13 protein-coding genes are annotated in these 14692 nt (G+C 72.2%); 5 read left to right on the top strand and 8 right to left on the bottom strand.

All coding sequences use genetic code 11. From position 1 onward, the window contains the following. Positions 1–25: 25 nt before the first annotated feature. Both ACZ42A_RS06025 and ACZ42A_RS06020 read right to left on the bottom strand, forming a co-directional pair. A complete protein-coding gene (locus ACZ42A_RS06025; RefSeq protein ID WP_468525907.1) occupies positions 26–1888 on the bottom strand; it encodes an exo-alpha-sialidase in 1863 nt (620 codons plus the stop codon). 142 nt (positions 1889–2030) lie between these two features. After that, positions 2031–2948, bottom strand: a complete 918-nt coding sequence (locus ACZ42A_RS06020) for a quinone oxidoreductase family protein (RefSeq protein WP_468525906.1) — start codon at positions 2946–2948, stop codon at positions 2031–2033. 112 nt (positions 2949–3060) lie between these two features. Here ACZ42A_RS06020 and ACZ42A_RS06015 point away from each other — a divergent pair, with 112 nt between their 5' ends. Beyond that, on the top strand, positions 3061–3513 hold the full coding sequence (locus ACZ42A_RS06015) for a MarR family winged helix-turn-helix transcriptional regulator (protein ID WP_468525905.1): 453 nt from the start codon (positions 3061–3063) through the stop codon (positions 3511–3513). 88 nt (positions 3514–3601) lie between these two features. Here ACZ42A_RS06015 and fdhD read toward each other — a convergent pair whose 3' ends face one another. The 5 genes from fdhD to ACZ42A_RS05990 are packed head-to-tail and all read right to left on the bottom strand — an operon-like array spanning position 3602 to position 10050. Beyond that, positions 3602–4450, bottom strand: coding sequence for a formate dehydrogenase accessory sulfurtransferase FdhD (gene fdhD / locus ACZ42A_RS06010; RefSeq protein WP_468525904.1), 849 nt, complete (start codon positions 4448–4450; stop codon positions 3602–3604). A gap of 16 nt (positions 4451–4466) precedes the next feature. Beyond that, on the bottom strand, positions 4467–5327 hold the full coding sequence (locus ACZ42A_RS06005) for a 2Fe-2S iron-sulfur cluster-binding protein (protein ID WP_468525903.1): 861 nt from the start codon (positions 5325–5327) through the stop codon (positions 4467–4469). Further along, entirely contained in the window at positions 5324–7156 is a 1833-nt protein-coding gene (locus ACZ42A_RS06000) for an NAD(P)H-dependent oxidoreductase subunit E (protein WP_468525902.1), read from the bottom strand. The genes ACZ42A_RS06005 and ACZ42A_RS06000 overlap by 4 nt, the downstream gene beginning before the upstream one ends. Before the next feature lie 6 nt (positions 7157–7162). Further along, complete coding sequence (locus ACZ42A_RS05995) at positions 7163–9082, bottom strand: molybdopterin oxidoreductase family protein (RefSeq protein ID WP_468525901.1); 1920 nt, start codon at positions 9080–9082, stop codon at positions 7163–7165. Further along, positions 9079–10050, bottom strand: a complete 972-nt coding sequence (locus ACZ42A_RS05990; protein WP_468525900.1) for a 2-dehydropantoate 2-reductase — start codon at positions 10048–10050, stop codon at positions 9079–9081. The genes ACZ42A_RS05995 and ACZ42A_RS05990 overlap by 4 nt, the downstream gene beginning before the upstream one ends. Before the next feature lie 282 nt (positions 10051–10332). On the opposite strand from ACZ42A_RS05990, the gene ACZ42A_RS05985 reads away from it, so the two are divergent. The 4 genes from ACZ42A_RS05985 (at position 10333) to ACZ42A_RS05970 (ending at position 13793) form a co-directional block, all read left to right on the top strand. Beyond that, positions 10333–11712, top strand: a complete 1380-nt coding sequence (locus tag ACZ42A_RS05985) for an OFA family MFS transporter (RefSeq protein WP_468525899.1) — start codon at positions 10333–10335, stop codon at positions 11710–11712. Next, complete coding sequence (locus tag ACZ42A_RS05980; RefSeq protein ID WP_468525898.1) at positions 11681–11815, top strand: MFS transporter small subunit; 135 nt, start codon at positions 11681–11683, stop codon at positions 11813–11815. Before ACZ42A_RS05985 ends, ACZ42A_RS05980 begins: the two co-directional genes overlap by 32 nt. A gap of 139 nt (positions 11816–11954) precedes the next feature. Continuing rightward, complete coding sequence (locus ACZ42A_RS05975) at positions 11955–12902, top strand: beta-ketoacyl-ACP synthase III (protein ID WP_468525897.1); 948 nt, start codon at positions 11955–11957, stop codon at positions 12900–12902. 207 nt (positions 12903–13109) lie between these two features. Further along, the gene (locus ACZ42A_RS05970) at positions 13110–13793 is read left to right on the top strand and encodes a GntR family transcriptional regulator (protein WP_468525896.1); all 684 of its coding nucleotides are present in this window, start codon (positions 13110–13112) and stop codon (positions 13791–13793) included. 35 nt (positions 13794–13828) lie between these two features. On the opposite strand, the gene ACZ42A_RS05965 is transcribed toward ACZ42A_RS05970, so the two are convergent. Beyond that, a complete protein-coding gene (locus tag ACZ42A_RS05965) occupies positions 13829–14656 on the bottom strand; it encodes an NAD(P)H-binding protein (protein WP_468525895.1) in 828 nt (275 codons plus the stop codon). Between the last annotated feature and the right edge of the window lie 36 nt (positions 14657–14692).

Raw genomic sequence — 14692 nt, 5'->3', positions numbered from 1 at the left:
ACGTCCTCGGGCACGCTCCGGGACGTTAGCGGCTGCGGCTCACCTGGTCCATGGGGAGCCACAGCACCATGCCCGCGAACGGCGCCTCGTCCACCTCTCCGTCGCTCAGTGCCCGGTTCCACACCCGCACCTCGTCGATCGCGCCGGTGAAGAAGGCCCGGGAGTCCATACGCTGCCCGATGTGCACGCCGAACGGGGAGTTCCGGCTGAGCGAGCCGGGCACGTCCGCGGTGGCGGTCGCCGTACCGTCGACGGACAGCGTCAGCCGTCCGCCGCCGCGCCGCAGCACCGCACGGTGCCAGCGGCCGTCGTTGCGCGCTCCGGCCGCGGTCACCTCGGCCGTGCGGACGGTCGTGGCGCCCTCCCGCACGGTGATCAGACCGCGCAGCCGGTCGTGCGCGGGCTCGGCCCAGAGCCGGATCTGCGGCTGGGAGCCGCCGATGCCGCCCAGCGAGAGCAGCGGCTGCTCGCCGGCGCCGGCGGTGTACCGGAACCACAGGGACGCCGTGAAGTCCCGGGTCCCGAGCGCCAGTTGGGTGCGGTGAGGCAGTCGTACGGAGTCGTCGGCGCCGTCGAAGGCCAGCGCGCCCCCCGAGGCGCCGTCCCGGACGGGCGCGGCACCGCCTAGGACGGCCGCCCGTTCCGCGTACGGGCTGAGGTCGGGGGTGGTCGGGTCGGGGCCGCGGGGCGGGACGAGCCAGTCCTCGGTGAAGCGGGCGAAACGGATCTCGTCGCGCGCGTCGACGACCCCGGCCTCGTACAGCAGGCCGACGGTGTCCGGGGCGATCGCCGTCATGTCGGAGTAGCCCGCCCAGTCACGGGTGACGACGGTGCCCCGGTCCACGCTGTCCCAGGTCTCGCCGCCGTCGTAGGAGGAGCGGATCATCATGGTCCGGCGGCGGTCGGGGTCGGCCGGGGCGGACAGCAGGACGCGGGAGCCGAGGGGGAGCGTGGCGCCCTGGACCTGCGGGGTGTAGAGGTCCGGCAGGTCCTGGAAGGGGCCCTCGAAGGTGTCGCCGCCGTCGCCGCTGACGGCCTGGGCGCGGTGGCCCAGGTCGGTGCCGTCCTGCTCCCGGCCGCTGACCAGGATCGTGCCGTCGGAGCGTTCCGTCGGGGTCAGCTCGGAGGGCTTCTGACGGAACGTCCCGTCGCGCGCGATCGGCCAGGAGTCGGTCGCGCCGATCCGCCAGTGGTCGCCGCCGTCGTCGCTGACGATCAGCGCGGCGTGGTTCTCGGTGACCCGAGTGCCGTTCCACGTCTCGGTGTTGACGCCGAAGACGAGCCGGCCCGCGTGCCGGCCGCGGGCGAGCTGGATGCCGTGCACGGGGCCGGTGGCGTACCAGGAGTTCCAGCGCGACGGCAGGATCTCCCGGCTCAGATCGCGCGGCGCGGACCAGGTGCGGCCGTCGTCGTCGCTGTACTGCAGATGCGGGGTGCGGTCGCAGGGCACCTGGCAGTTGCCGGCGTCCGTACGGCCCGTGTTGTGCGTCTGGGCCAGCAGGATCCGGCCCGTCTCGCGGTCCACGACCGGCGCCGGGTTGCCATGGGTGTCACCGGCGCCCTCGGTGACCACCTGGAGCGGCCCCCACGTGCGGCCGCCGTCCGTGGAGCGCTTGAGGACGATGTCGATGTCGGTCGCGTCCCCGCAGTTCAGCACCCGGCCCTCGGCGAACGCGAGCAGTGTGCCCGCGGTGGTCCGCAGGATGGCCGGGATGCGGAAACAGGCGTAACCGGGGTCCCGCGAGGCCTTGAAGAGCACCTGCTGCTCGAACGACGGGGCGGTGGAGGGTGGTTGGGCGTGCGCGGGGTTCGGGAGTGTGGCGGTCGCCGCCAGCACGGCGACCGCGGTGAGGGTGCATCTCGTACGGGTGAGAAGACGTGACGGCACAGCGCGTCTGCCCTTCATACGGGCCGGACATCCGGACATCCCACGTCCAACGTATGGACCCCCGGACGGTAGTTGGCGTCACCGACACCCACAAGAGGCGCAACCGTCACCGAGTCGGGCGTACGCCGGTGCTGACGCTCCGTCAGGGAAGCAGCACCACCTTGCCGAGATTGCGCCGCGCCTCGATCACCTCGTGCGCCCGCCCCGCCTCCGCCAGCGTGAACCCGCCGTGCACGGCGGGCCGCAGCGCACCCTCGTCGAACAGCCGCCACAGCTCCCGGCGCCACCGCTCGTACGTCTCCGGCTCCTCGCGGGCGATCCGGGCCATCTGGAACCCGGTCACCGACTTGGCGCCGACCAGCAGGTCGTACGCTCGAACGGTCCCGCCGCCCGAGCTGTACGCCACCAGCCGGCCGCCCGGCGCCAGGGCGGCGAGGGCCGGGCCGAGCAGGTCGCCGCCGACACCGTCGAGGACGTAGTCGACGGGCGCGCCCCAGTCGTCGTCGCCGTACACCACCACCTCGTCGACGCCGAGCGAGCGCACGAAGTCCGCCTTGGCCGGGTCGGAGACGGCGCCCACCACCCGGGCCGCGCCGCGCAGCCGCGCGAGCCGCACGGCCAGCTGGCCCACGCCGCTCGCCGCGGCCGTCACCAGTGCGCTCTCGCCCGGTGCCGGGCGGGCCGCCGTCAGCGCGCCCAGGGCGACCAGGCCGCTGCGTACCAGCGCGACCGCGTCGACGGCCGAGGCGGTGGGGGGTATCGGGGAGGCCATCGCCTCGTGCAGCGGCGCGTAGTCGGCGTACCCGTGGCCGAAACACAGCCCGGTCACCCGCTCGCCGACCCCGAAGCGCGTGACGCCCTCGCCGACCGCGACCACCTCCCCGGCGATCTCGCCGCCCAGCGGCACCGGCTCCGGGGCCTCGGCGACCTTGCGGACCACGGGAAGGGTGACGCCGATGGCCGCACAGCGCACGAGGAGTTCGCCGGGGGCCGGTTCCGGGACGGGGGCCTCCTCCAGGAACAGGGGGCCGCCGGGGGAGTCGTAGCGGACGCGGCGCATCGCACCTCCAGAGGTCGTAGAACTCGTTGGGAGTCCCAACGGTATGGGTTTGTCGTTGGAGGTGCCAATGAATTTCGGTGGGATGCCCGGTGGGCGCCGCTAGGCTGCCGCCATGGAAGCCGCCGCCACGGGGGAGGCCCCGCTCCCCGCGATCCGCTCGCTGCCCAGCTGGCTGCTCGGCCGCGCCGCCGCCCGCGGGCGGGCGCTGGTCGCCGAGGCACTGGCCGAGGAAGGTCTGCGGATGTGGCACCACGTGGTGCTCTCCGCCGTGCGTGACCTCGCGCCCGTCGCCCAGGCCGACCTCGGCCGCGCCGTCGGCCTCGACCCCAAGGACGTCGTCGGCATCCTCAACGACCTCCAGTCCGCGGGCCTCGTGGTCCGCGAACCCGACCCCCGCGACCGCCGCAAGAACGCCGTGTCCCTCACCGACGAGGGCACGCGGCTGCTGGTGCGCTGCGAGAAGGCGGCCCGCGCCGCCAACGACGCGCTCCTCGCGCCCCTGACGGCCGCGGAACGCGAGCGGTTCCTGGAGATGCTGGGCCGGATCTCCGGCACGGGCCGGTGAGGGCGGGGCGCGACTGAGGCGGGGCCCCTGCGGCGCAGGGGGCGCTCCCCGCCGGTCGGGGCCCCGCCGCCGTGTCGCGGCGAGCCGGTCAGCCCTGGGCGGCCGCGGTCCGCAGGGCGAGCCGGTGTTCGCCCGCGTACACGTTCATGGAGCGGCCCCGCAGGAAGCCCACCAGCGTCAGGCCCGTCTCCGCGGCCAGGTCGACGGCGAGCGAGGAGGGTGCGGAGACCGCCGCGAGGACCGGGATGCCCGCCATCACCGCCTTCTGCGCCAGCTCGAAGGAGGCCCGGCCGGAGACCAGGAGGATCGTCCGGGACAGCGGCAGATCGCCGTTCTGGAGAGCGCGGCCGACCAGCTTGTCGACCGCGTTGTGCCGGCCCACGTCCTCCCGAATGTCGAGCAGCTCGCCGTCCTCGTCGAACAGGGCCGCAGCGTGCAGGCCGCCGGTGCGGTCGAAGACGCGCTGGGCCGCGCGGAGACGGTCGGGGAGGCTCGCCAGCAGATCGGGGTCGACGCGCAGCGGGGGTTCGTCGGCGATCGGCCAGCGGGCCGTCGTGCGGACCGCGTCGAGGCTGGCCTTGCCGCACAGGCCGCAGGAGGAGGTGGTGTAGACGTTGCGTTCGAGGGTGATGTCGGGGATCGCCACGCCTGGGGACGTCTTCACGTCGACGACGTTGTAGGTGTTCGAACCGTCTACGGTCGCCCCGGCGCAGTAGACGATGTTCTGAAGATCGTATGCGGTCGCCAGGACGCCCTCGCTCACCAGAAAGCCGGCCGCCAGCGCGAAGTCGTCGCCCGGCGTCCGCATGGTGATCGCGAGCGGCTTGCCGTTCAGCCGGATCTCCAGTGGTTCCTCGGCGACGAGCGTGTCGGGGCGGGACGAGACCGCCCCGTCGCGGATGCGGATGACCTTGCGTCGTTCCGTGACTCGTCCCATGTCCCGATCAGTCCCGTCAGTCCCGGTTCTGTACGTGCTGGTAGCCGAAGCGGCCCTTGATGCACAGGTTGCCGTGGGTCACCGGGTTGTCGTGCGGCGAGGTGACCTTCACGATCTCATTGTCCTGCACGTGCAGGGTGAGGTTGCAGCCCACTCCGCAGTACGCGCAGACGGTGGTCGTCCGGGTCTGCGCCGACTCGTCCCAGGTGCCCGCCGCCCGCATGTCGAACTCCGACTTGAAGGACAGCGCCCCCGTCGGGCACACCTCGATGCAGTTACCGCAGTACACGCACGCCGAGTCGGGCAGCGGGGCGTCGTGCTCCACCGCGATCCGGGCGTCGAAACCGCGGCCGGCGACGGAGATCGCGAAGGTGTTCTGCCACTGGTCGCCGCACGCGTCCACGCACTTGTAGCAGAGGATGCACTTGCCGTAGTCGCGGACGTAGAGGTCGTTGTCGACCCTCGGCTCCTCGTCGACCCGCGCCGCGTCCGGGCCGAAACGGTCCGGCTTCGCCTCGTACTCCTTGATCCACTCCGCGGCCCGCGGGGTCGTGGACAGATCGACCGAGGACGCCAGCAGCTCCAGGACGAGCTTGCGGCTGTGCCGGGTGCGCTCGGTGTCGGTGCGCACCTCCATGCCCGGCTCCGCCCGGCGCGAGCAGGCGGGGACGAGGGTGCGGGAGCCCTCGACCTCCACCACGCACACCCGGCAGGCGTTCTTCGGCCGCAGGGTGTCGCCCTGGCAGAGGGTGGGGACGTCCTTCCCCGCGGCCCGGCAGGCGTCCAGGATCGTGGAGCCCTCGGGGGCCCATGCCTCCTCCCCGTCGATCGTGAACTCCATCAGCCGGCGCGGCACTCCGAGCGGTATCGCGGTCATTCGTACGCCCCCAGACGGTCGATGGCGGACTCCACGGCGTTCCACGCGGTCTGCCCCAGACCGCAGATCGAGGCGTCCCGCATCGCGCGGCCGACCTCTCTGAGCAGCGCGATGTCATCGGCCGCAGCGGCCCCGGCGCGCTCGGCGATCCGGTGCAGCGCCTCCTCCTGGCGCACGGTCCCCACCCGGCACGGCACACACTGCCCGCACGACTCGTCGCGGAAGAACTCCGCGATGCGCAGCAGCAGCCGGGGCAGCGGGACACTGTCGTCGAAGGCCATGACGACCCCGGAACCGAGGGTCGTGCCCGCCGCGCGGGTGCCCTCGAAGGTGAGCGGGATGCCGAGTTCGTCAGCGCGGACGAAACCGCCGGCCGCGCCGCCGAGCAGCACGGCACGCAACCCGTCGCGGACACCGGCGAGTTCGAGCAGCTCGCCGAGGGTCGCGCCGAACGGCAGCTCGTAGACGCCGGGCCGGTCCACGGCGCCGGACACGCAGAACAGCTTGGGCCCGGTGGACTTCCCGGTGCCGATCGCCGCGTACGCCGGGCCGCCCAGGGCGAGGACCGGCAGGACGTTGACCAGTGTCTCGACGTTGTTCTCCACCGTGGGTTTGCCGAACAGGCCCTTCTCCACGGGGAACGGTGGCTTCGAGCGGGGCTCGCCCCGGTAGCCCTCGATGGAGTTGAACAGGGCGGTCTCCTCGCCGCAGATGTAGGCGCCGGCGCCGCGCCGGATCTCGATGTCGAAGGCGTAGCCCTGGCCGAGGATGTCGTCGCCGAGCAGTCCCCGGGCGCGCGCCTGGTCGACGGCATATTGCATACGGTGTAGTGCACGCGGATATTCGCCGCGCAGATACAGGTATCCCGTATGCGCGCCGATCGCATACGCCGCGATCGTCATCGCCTCCACCAGCGCGTACGGATCACCCTCCATGATCACCCGGTCCTTGAAGGTGCCGGGCTCGGATTCGTCGGCGTTGCAGACCAGATAGTGCGGACGGTCCGGCTGGGACGCCGTGGCCTGCCACTTGCGGCCCGTCGGGAAGGCGGCACCGCCCCGCCCGACCAGCCCCGAGTCGGTGACCTCCCGGATCACCCCGGCCGGACCCAGCGCGAACGCCCGGCGCAGGGCCGTATAGCCGCCATGGGCGCGATAGTCGTCCAGCGACGACGGGTCGACGACCCCGACGCGGCGCAGCAGCACCAGCGACGGATCCCCCGCCTGGGGCACCGCCATCACCGCCGGCGGCTCCTCGGGCGCCGAGTCCGGGGCGCGCGCGGCGAGCACGGCCGCGTCGGCCGTCGCCGGCGCCGACACCGCCGTACGGACCGGATCCCCGGCCTTGACGGCGAGCGCCGCCGGGGCGCGCTCGCACAGGCCCAGGCAGGGGCTGCGCTCCACCCGCACGCCGCTGCCCGGGCCCAGCCGGGCCTCGACGTCCGCGCACAGCCGCGGCGCCCCGGCCACCGCGCAGGCCAGGTCGGTGCACACGTGCAGCACGGTCGCGGGGCGCGGCCGGACCGAGAACATCGCGTAGAAGGTGGCGACGCCGTACGCCTCCGCCGGCGGCACCGTCAGACGCCGGCACAGATAGTCGAGGGCGCCCTGGCTGATCCAGCCGATCCGGTCGTTGATCGCGTGCAGCCCCGGCAACAGCAGGTCGCGGCGGTCCCGGGCCTTGCGGCCGCCCCTCGCCCACCTCAGGTCGGCGGCCCGCGTCTCGTCGCGGGCGGCGCCCTCCCACGAGGACTCCGGGGGACCGAGCAGGGCGTCCACGGCCGCCCGCTCCTCGTCCGTCGGCTTGCTGTCACCGAAGTGCAGATCCACGTCCCGTCACCTCACGATGGTCGCGGTGGGCAGCTTCTCGATCCGGATCGCCGACGCCTTGAACTCCGCCGTCCCCGCGATCGGGCAGTTCGCCTCGATCGTGAGCTGGTTGGTGTCCACCTCGTCGGGAAAGTGCATCGTCATGAACGCGAGCCCCGGCCGCAGCGCCGGGTCGACCCACACGGGCGCCACCACCGACCCGCGGCGCGACGTCACCCGGACCTCCTCGCCGACCACGACCCCGTACCGCTCGGCGTCCTCCGGGCACAGCTCGACGTACTCCCCGCGCCGCAGCGGCGAGGCGAAACTCCCGCTCTGCACACCGGTGTTGTAGGAGTCGAGACGACGGCCGGTGGTGAGCCGGATCGGGTACTCGTCGTCGGTGAGGTCGACCGGCGGATCGTGCCGCACGATCCCGAACGGCGCGCGCCGCCCCCGCCGCGCCGGGTCGGTCTCCCACAACCGGCCGTGCAGATATGTCGGTTCGAGCCGGTCCGTGCTCGGACACGGCCACTGGATGCCCTGGTGTTCCTCCAGGCGTGCGTACGTCATCCCGTGGTGGTCCGGGGAGAGGGACCGCAGTTCGTTCCATACGGCCTCGGCGTCGGCGTACTTCCAGTCGTGGCCGAGCCGGGCCGCCAGGTCGCAGATGATGTCGATGTCCTCGCGGGCCTCGCCGGGCGGGGTGACCGCCCGCCGCACCCGCTGCACCCGCCGCTCGCTGTTGGTGGTCGTGCCGTCGGTCTCGGCCCAGCCCGCGGTCGCGGGGAGGACGACGTGCGCCAGCTCGGCGGTCCTGGTGAGGAAGATGTCCTGGACGACCAGGAAGTCGAGGGACTTGAGGCGTCGTACGGCCTGTTCGCTGTCGGCCTCCGACTGGGCGGGGTTCTCGCCGATGCAGTAGACGGCGCGGAGGGAGCCGTCCTCCATCGCCTCGAACATCTCGGTCAGGTTCATCCCGTACTGCGGCTGGATCACGGTGTCCCAGGCGGACTCGAACCTCATTCGGGCCTGCGGGTCGAGGATGTCCTGGAAGCCGGGCAGCCGGTTGGGGATGGCGCCCATGTCGCCACCGCCCTGCACGTTGTTCTGACCGCGCAGCGGCTGCAGGCCGGAGCCGTGGCGGCCCACGTGCCCGGTGAGCAGGGCCAGGTTGATCAGGGCGCGGACGTTGTCGGTGCCGTTGTGGTGCTCGGTGATGCCGAGCGTCCAGCACAGCTGGGCGCGCTCGGCGCGGGCGTAGGCGTGCGCCAGCTCCCGGATGGCGGCGGCCGGCACCCCCGTCACCTTCTCGGCGAGGGAGAGGGTCCAGGGCTCGACGAGTGCCCGGTACTCCTCGAAGCCGGTGGTCGCCCGGTCGATGAACGCCTCGTTGGCGAGGCCCGCGTGGATGATCTCGCGGCCGATGGCGTGCGCCAGAGGGATGTCGGTGCCGACGTTCAGGCCGAGCCAGCTCTCGGCCCAGGCGGCGGTGGACGTCCGTCGGGGGTCGACTGCATACAGCCGACCGCCGTTGTGCAGGCCCTTGAGTACATGCTGGAAGAAGATCGGATGCGCGAAACGGGCGTTGGAGCCCCACATCACGATGACGTCCGTCTGCTCGATCTCCTCGTACGACGACGTCCCGCCGCCCGAGCCGAACACCGCGCTCAGCCCCGCCACGCTCGGCGCGTGACACGTCCGGTTGCAGGAGTCGACGTTGTTCGTGCCCATCACCACGCGGGCGAACTTCTGCGCCACGTAGTTCATCTCGTTGGTCGCCCGGGCGCAGGAGAACATCCCGAACGCGCCCCGTGCCGCCCGCAGACCCTCGGTCGCCCGGTCCAGGGCCTCGTCCCAGGAGGCCGGGCGGAACGGTTCGTCGCGGGAGTCCCGGACCAGCGGACGGGTCAGCCGGGTGTACGTCCTCGGTTCGCGTTTCCTCATGCGGCGCTCCTCAGCGCGAGCAGGTCCGAGATGGCGTGCACGGTGCGCAGCGTGGGCACCTCCACGCCGGTGATCTCCGCCAGTTCGACGACCGCGGCGAGCAGCACGTCGAGTTCGAGTGGCTTGCCGCGCTCCAGGTCCTGGAGCGTGGAGGTCCGGTGGTCGCCGACGCGCTCGGCGCCCGCCAGCCGGCGCTCGATGGACACCCCGACCTCGCAGCCCAGCGCCTCGGCGACGGCCAGCGTCTCGGTCATCATGATCTCGATGACCCGGCGGGTGCCGCCGTGCCGGCACATCTGCCGCATGGTCGCGCGGGCCAGCGCGCTGATCGGGTTGAAGGAGATGTTGCCGAGCAGCTTGAGCCAGATGTCGTTGCGCAGGTCCGGCTCGACCGGGCACTTCAGCCCGCCGGCCTGCATAGCCTCGCTGAAGGCGAGACAGCGCGCGGAGACACTCCGGTCGGGTTCCCCGACGGAGAACCGGGTGCCTTCCAAGTGCCGTACGACGCCAGGTTCTTCGAGTTCGGTGGCGGCGTAGACCACGCAGCCGACGGCCCGTTCGGGCGCGAGCACCGCGCTGACCGCGCCGCCGGGGTCCACGCTTTCGACGCGGTGGCCGTCGTACGGGCCGCCGTGGCGGTGGAAGTACCACCAGGGGATGCCGTTCTGCGCGGCGACCACCGCCGTGGTGTCGTGCAGCAGTGGCGCGATCAGCGGCCCGCACGCCGCGTACGCGTTGGCCTTCAGGCCCAGGAAGACATGGTCGACCGGGCCGATCTCGGCCGGGTCGTCGGTGGCGTGGGGGTGCGCGGTGAAGTCGCCGCGCGGACTGAGCACCCGCACTCCGTGCCGCCTCATGGCCGCCAAGTGCGGTCCACGGGCGATGAGGTGGACGTCGGCGCCGGCGCGGTGGAGCGCGGCCCCGACGTAGGCGCCGATGGCACCGGCACCGAGAACTGCGACTTTCACTTCGGAACGCTCCGTTCGGTCGAGGGAGTACCGCGGAGGTGGTTCGAGTCGACGGTCGGATGTCTGTCGACGAAATATTGTCTACAGTATGGGGAGTTGGGCGGCAAGGGTTCGGGCGGCAACCGGAAGGGGCGTCGCCGGTCGCCGGTCCCCAGTCGCCAGTCGCCGGACGCCGGTCGCTGGTTGCCAGTCGACCGTTCACCGCATCCGGCATACCGCTCACCGCATACCGTCGACCCGACGGCTTCTCAACTCCCCCGTCGCTCCCTACCTTCCGGGATCATGAGTCCCCCGGTCGCACCCCCGGGATGGAGCCGCTGGCTGGTTCCGCCGGCCGCCCTCTCCGTCCATCTGTCCATCGGCCAGGCCTACGCCTGGAGCGTGTTCAAGCCACCCCTGGAGTCCGCGCTCGGCCTCAGCGGCACCGAGAGCGCGCTGCCCTTCCAGCTCGGCATCGTGATGCTCGGTCTGTCGGCCGCGTTCGGCGGCACACTGGTGGAGCGCAACGGACCGCGCTGGGCGATGACCGTGGCGCTGGTCTGCTTCTCCTCGGGTTTCCTGCTCTCCGCGCTGGGCGCGGCCGTCGAGCAGTACTGGCTGATCGTCCTCGGCTACGGCTTCGTCGGCGGCATCGGCCTCGGCATCGGCTACATCTCGCCCGTGTCCACCCTGATCAAGTGGTTCCCGGACCGCCCCGGCACGGCCACCGGCATCGCCATCATGGGCTTCGGCGGCGGCGCGCTGATCGCCTCGCCGTGGTCGGCGCAGATGCTGAAGACGTTCGGCTCCGACAGTGCGGGAATCGCGCTGGCGTTCCTCGTACACGGTCTGTCGTATGCCGTATTCATGCTGCTCGGGGTCCTGCTCGTCCGGGTGCCGCGCACCGCGGAGCAGCCGCTCACCCCTGAGCACCCGCCCGCCCCCGAGCAGCCGCAGACCCCCGGCGCGAGCCCGAGCCCGCCCGCCGCGGGCATCCAGGTCTCCGCCCGCGAGGCCGTCCGCACCCCCCAGTTCTGGTGCCTGTGGATCGTGCTCTGCATGAACGTCACCGCGGGCATCGGCATCCTGGAGAAGGCCGCCCCGATGATCACGGACTTCTTCGCCGAGACCTCCACCCCCGTCTCGGCGACCGCCGCGGCCGGGTTCGTGGCGCTGCTCTCGGCGGCCAACATGGCGGGCCGGATCGGCTGGTCGTCCACCTCCGACCTGATCGGACGCAAGAACGTCTACCGCCTCTACCTCGGCGTGGGCGCGCTGATGTACCTCCTCATCGCCCTCGCCGGCGACACCTCGAAACCGCTGTTCATCCTGTGCGCGCTGGTGATCCTCTCCTTCTACGGCGGCGGCTTCGCGACCATCCCCGCCTACCTCAAGGACCTCTTCGGTACCTATCAGGTCGGCGCGATCCACGGCCGGCTGCTCACCGCCTGGTCGACCGCGGGAGTGCTCGGCCCGCTGATCGTGAACTGGATCGCCGACCGGCAGGAGGCGGCCGGCCGGCAGGGCGCGTCGCTGTACGGGCTGTCGTTCGGCATCATGATCGGGCTGCTCGCCGTCGGCTTCGTCGCCAACGAGTTCGTCCGCCCCGTCCATCCGCGTCATCATGTCCCCGCACCGAGGGAGGCCGCCGATGCCCGACGACAGCAGCCGGACGCCGCCTGACCGGCGGCCGCTCATCGCCTTCGCCTGGCTGTGGGTGGGAGCGCCGCTCGCCTACGGCCTGTACGAACTCGTACAAAAGGTCACGCAACTGTTCACCGGGTGACTGCTCGGTCGTCCGACGGTCTGATAGAAGCCGACAATCCGGGCGACCGATTCCTGTGGCATCACCTGCCGTGCTACCCGCGAGTCACTGATCAGACTGGTGAACCCCGCTACCCGAGGCACGAGGGGGAACACCATCCATGAACGGCTCGCGCATCGCCGCCGTCGGCCACTACCAGCCCGCCAGGGTCCTCACCAACGAGGACCTGGCCGGCATGGTCGACACCAGCGACGAGTGGATCAGGACCCGGGTCGGTATCCGGACGCGGCACATCGCCGGCCCCGACGAGCCCGTGGACGAGCTGGCCGCGCAGGCCGCCGCCAAGGCGCTCGCGGCGGCGGGCCTCACGCCCGCCGACATCGACCTGGTGCTCGTCGCCACGTCGACGGCCGTGGACCGTTCCCCCAACATGGCCGCCCGCGTCGCCGCCCGGCTCGGCGTCCCGCAGCCGGCCGCGATGGACGTCAACGTGGTCTGCGCGGGCTTCACCCACGCCCTGGCGACCGCCGACCACACCGTGCGGGCGGGGGCGGCACAGCGGGCCCTGGTCATCGGCGCCGACAAGATGTCCGACGTCACCGACTGGACCGACCGCACCACCTGCGTGCTCGTCGGCGACGGGGCGGGGGCCGCCGTCGTCGAGGCCTGCGCACCCGGCGAGGAGCCCGGCATCGGCCCGGTGCTGTGGGGATCGGTGCCCGAGATGGGGCACGCGGTACGGATCGAGGGCACCCCCGCGCGGTTCGCGCAGGAGGGCCAGAGCGTCTACCGCTGGGCGACGACCCAGCTGCCGCCGCTCGCCCGCGCGGCCTGCGAGCGCGCCGGGCTCGCCCCCGAGGACCTGGCCGCGGTCGTGCTGCACCAGGCCAACCTGCGCATCATCGAACCCCTCGCCGAGCGGATCGGCGCCGTCAACGCGGTGGTCGCGCGCGATGTCACCGAATCGGGCAACACCTCGGCCGCCAGCATTCCGCTCGCCTTCTCCAAGCTGGTCGAGCAGGGCGCCGTGACGAGCGGGGATCCGGTGCTGCTGTTCGGTTTCGGCGGCAATCTCTCGTACGCCGGTCAGGTCGTCCGGTGTCCGTGACGGCACCCGCGTGCGGCCAGACTTCGGGGTGGGAACGACGGGGGGTGTGACGGGGCCAACTCCCCGGTCTACTGGCGTTTGTGCACCGTAGACTGTAGACGAAAGACAATTGATACTGTCTTTCCCTACGCTTTCCGGTGCCTTTACGGCGCTTTCCGGTGCCTTTACGGCCGCTGTGCAGGGCCCTGCCGAGGAGGGGGACGACGTATGTTGTCGACAGGACTGCCGCAGGGAGCGGTGCCCAGGCTGGAACGGCCGGGCCCGCTGCGCGACCGGGTGTACGAGGCGTTGCTCGAACTCATCATCACCCGCGCCCTGCAGCCCGGCCAGCACCTGGTGGAGAGCGAACTCGCCAGTCATCTCGGGGTGTCCCGCCAGCCGGTGCGCGAGGCGTTGCAGCGGCTGAACACCGAGGGCTGGGTCGATCTGCGCCCCGCCCAGGGCGCGTTCGTACACGTGCCCACCGAGGAGGAGGCCGACCAGCTGCTGACGGTCCGCACCCTGCTGGAGGCCGAGGCCGCCCGGCTCGCCGCCCGGAACGCGACCAGCGAGGGCATCGAGGCTCTCTACGAGCTCGTGAGCGAGGGCCAGTCGGCCGTCGCCGACGACGACGTCGACGCCGCCGTCACCCTCAACGCCCGCTTCCACGCCAAGATCATGGAACTGGCCGGCAACGCGGTCCTCGCCGAACTCGCCGCACAGGTCGACCGCCGGGTGCGCTGGTACTACACCCCGGTCGCCCGGGTGCGGGGCGATCAGTCCTGGGCCGAGCACAAGGAACTGATCGCCGCGATCGAGGAGCGGAACGAGGAGGAGGCTGCCCAGCTCATGCGGCGGCACACGGAGCACACCCGGCAGTCGTATCACGCGCACACCCGCAAGAAGCCCTGACGCTCAGAGGCCTCCGGGAACGCCTCGCGCAGCGCTCAGAACGCGTCCGCGTGCGCCCGCGCCCACTGCTCGAAGGTGCGCGGGTCCCGCCCCGTCACCTCACGCACCGTCGGCAGCACCACGGACTCGTCCAGGGTGCCGTCGACGAAGAAGCCGACGATCGCGTCGGCGAACGGCTTCGGCATCACCGCCTCCAGCTCGGCGCGCGCCTCGTCGGGGCCGAGACCGACGGTGCGCAGGTCCCGGCCCAGCACCTTGCCCAGGACGCGCACCCGGTCGGCCGGCAACAGCGCCTCCGGGCCGGTCAGTTCCAGGACCCGGCCGGTGTGGTCGTCGGAGAGCAGGGCGTGCAGGGCGCACTGGGCGATGTCCCAGGGGTCGATGTCGGCGGTGTACACGTCCGGGAACGGCACCCGCACGGTGTCGCCCGCGCGGATCTGCTCCGCCAGCCGCAGCGCGTTCGACATGAAGCTGGTCGGCCGCAGGAACGTCCAGGCCAGCCCCGAGTCGCGCACCGACTCCTCGGCGTCGATCAGATAGGCGGAGACGGCGTTGGTCCGGTCACCGGTCCCCGCCGACCCGCCGGACAGCATCACCACCCGCTCCACCCCGGCGGCCCGCGCGTCCGCGAGGACCTGCCGCTGCCCGTCGTAGCCCGGCATGAGGAACATCGCGCGTACGCCCGTCAGGGCGTCGCGCACCGTCTCCGGGCGGTTCAGATCGCCCGCCACGGCCTCGACTCCGGCCGGTAACCCGTCCCTTCGGACCGAGCGGCTCAGCGCCCGCACCGGCTCGCCGGTCTCCGCCAGCGCCTCGACCAGCCTGGCGCCGACGTTTCCCGTGGCTCCCGTCACCAAGATCACGAACGTGTCCTCTCCCGTGGCCGGGCCGGGAGTTCG

It is taken from the genome of Streptomyces sp. NPDC030838 (assembly GCF_055572035.1).
This window is presented reverse-complemented; position numbering and strand designations above follow the sequence as displayed.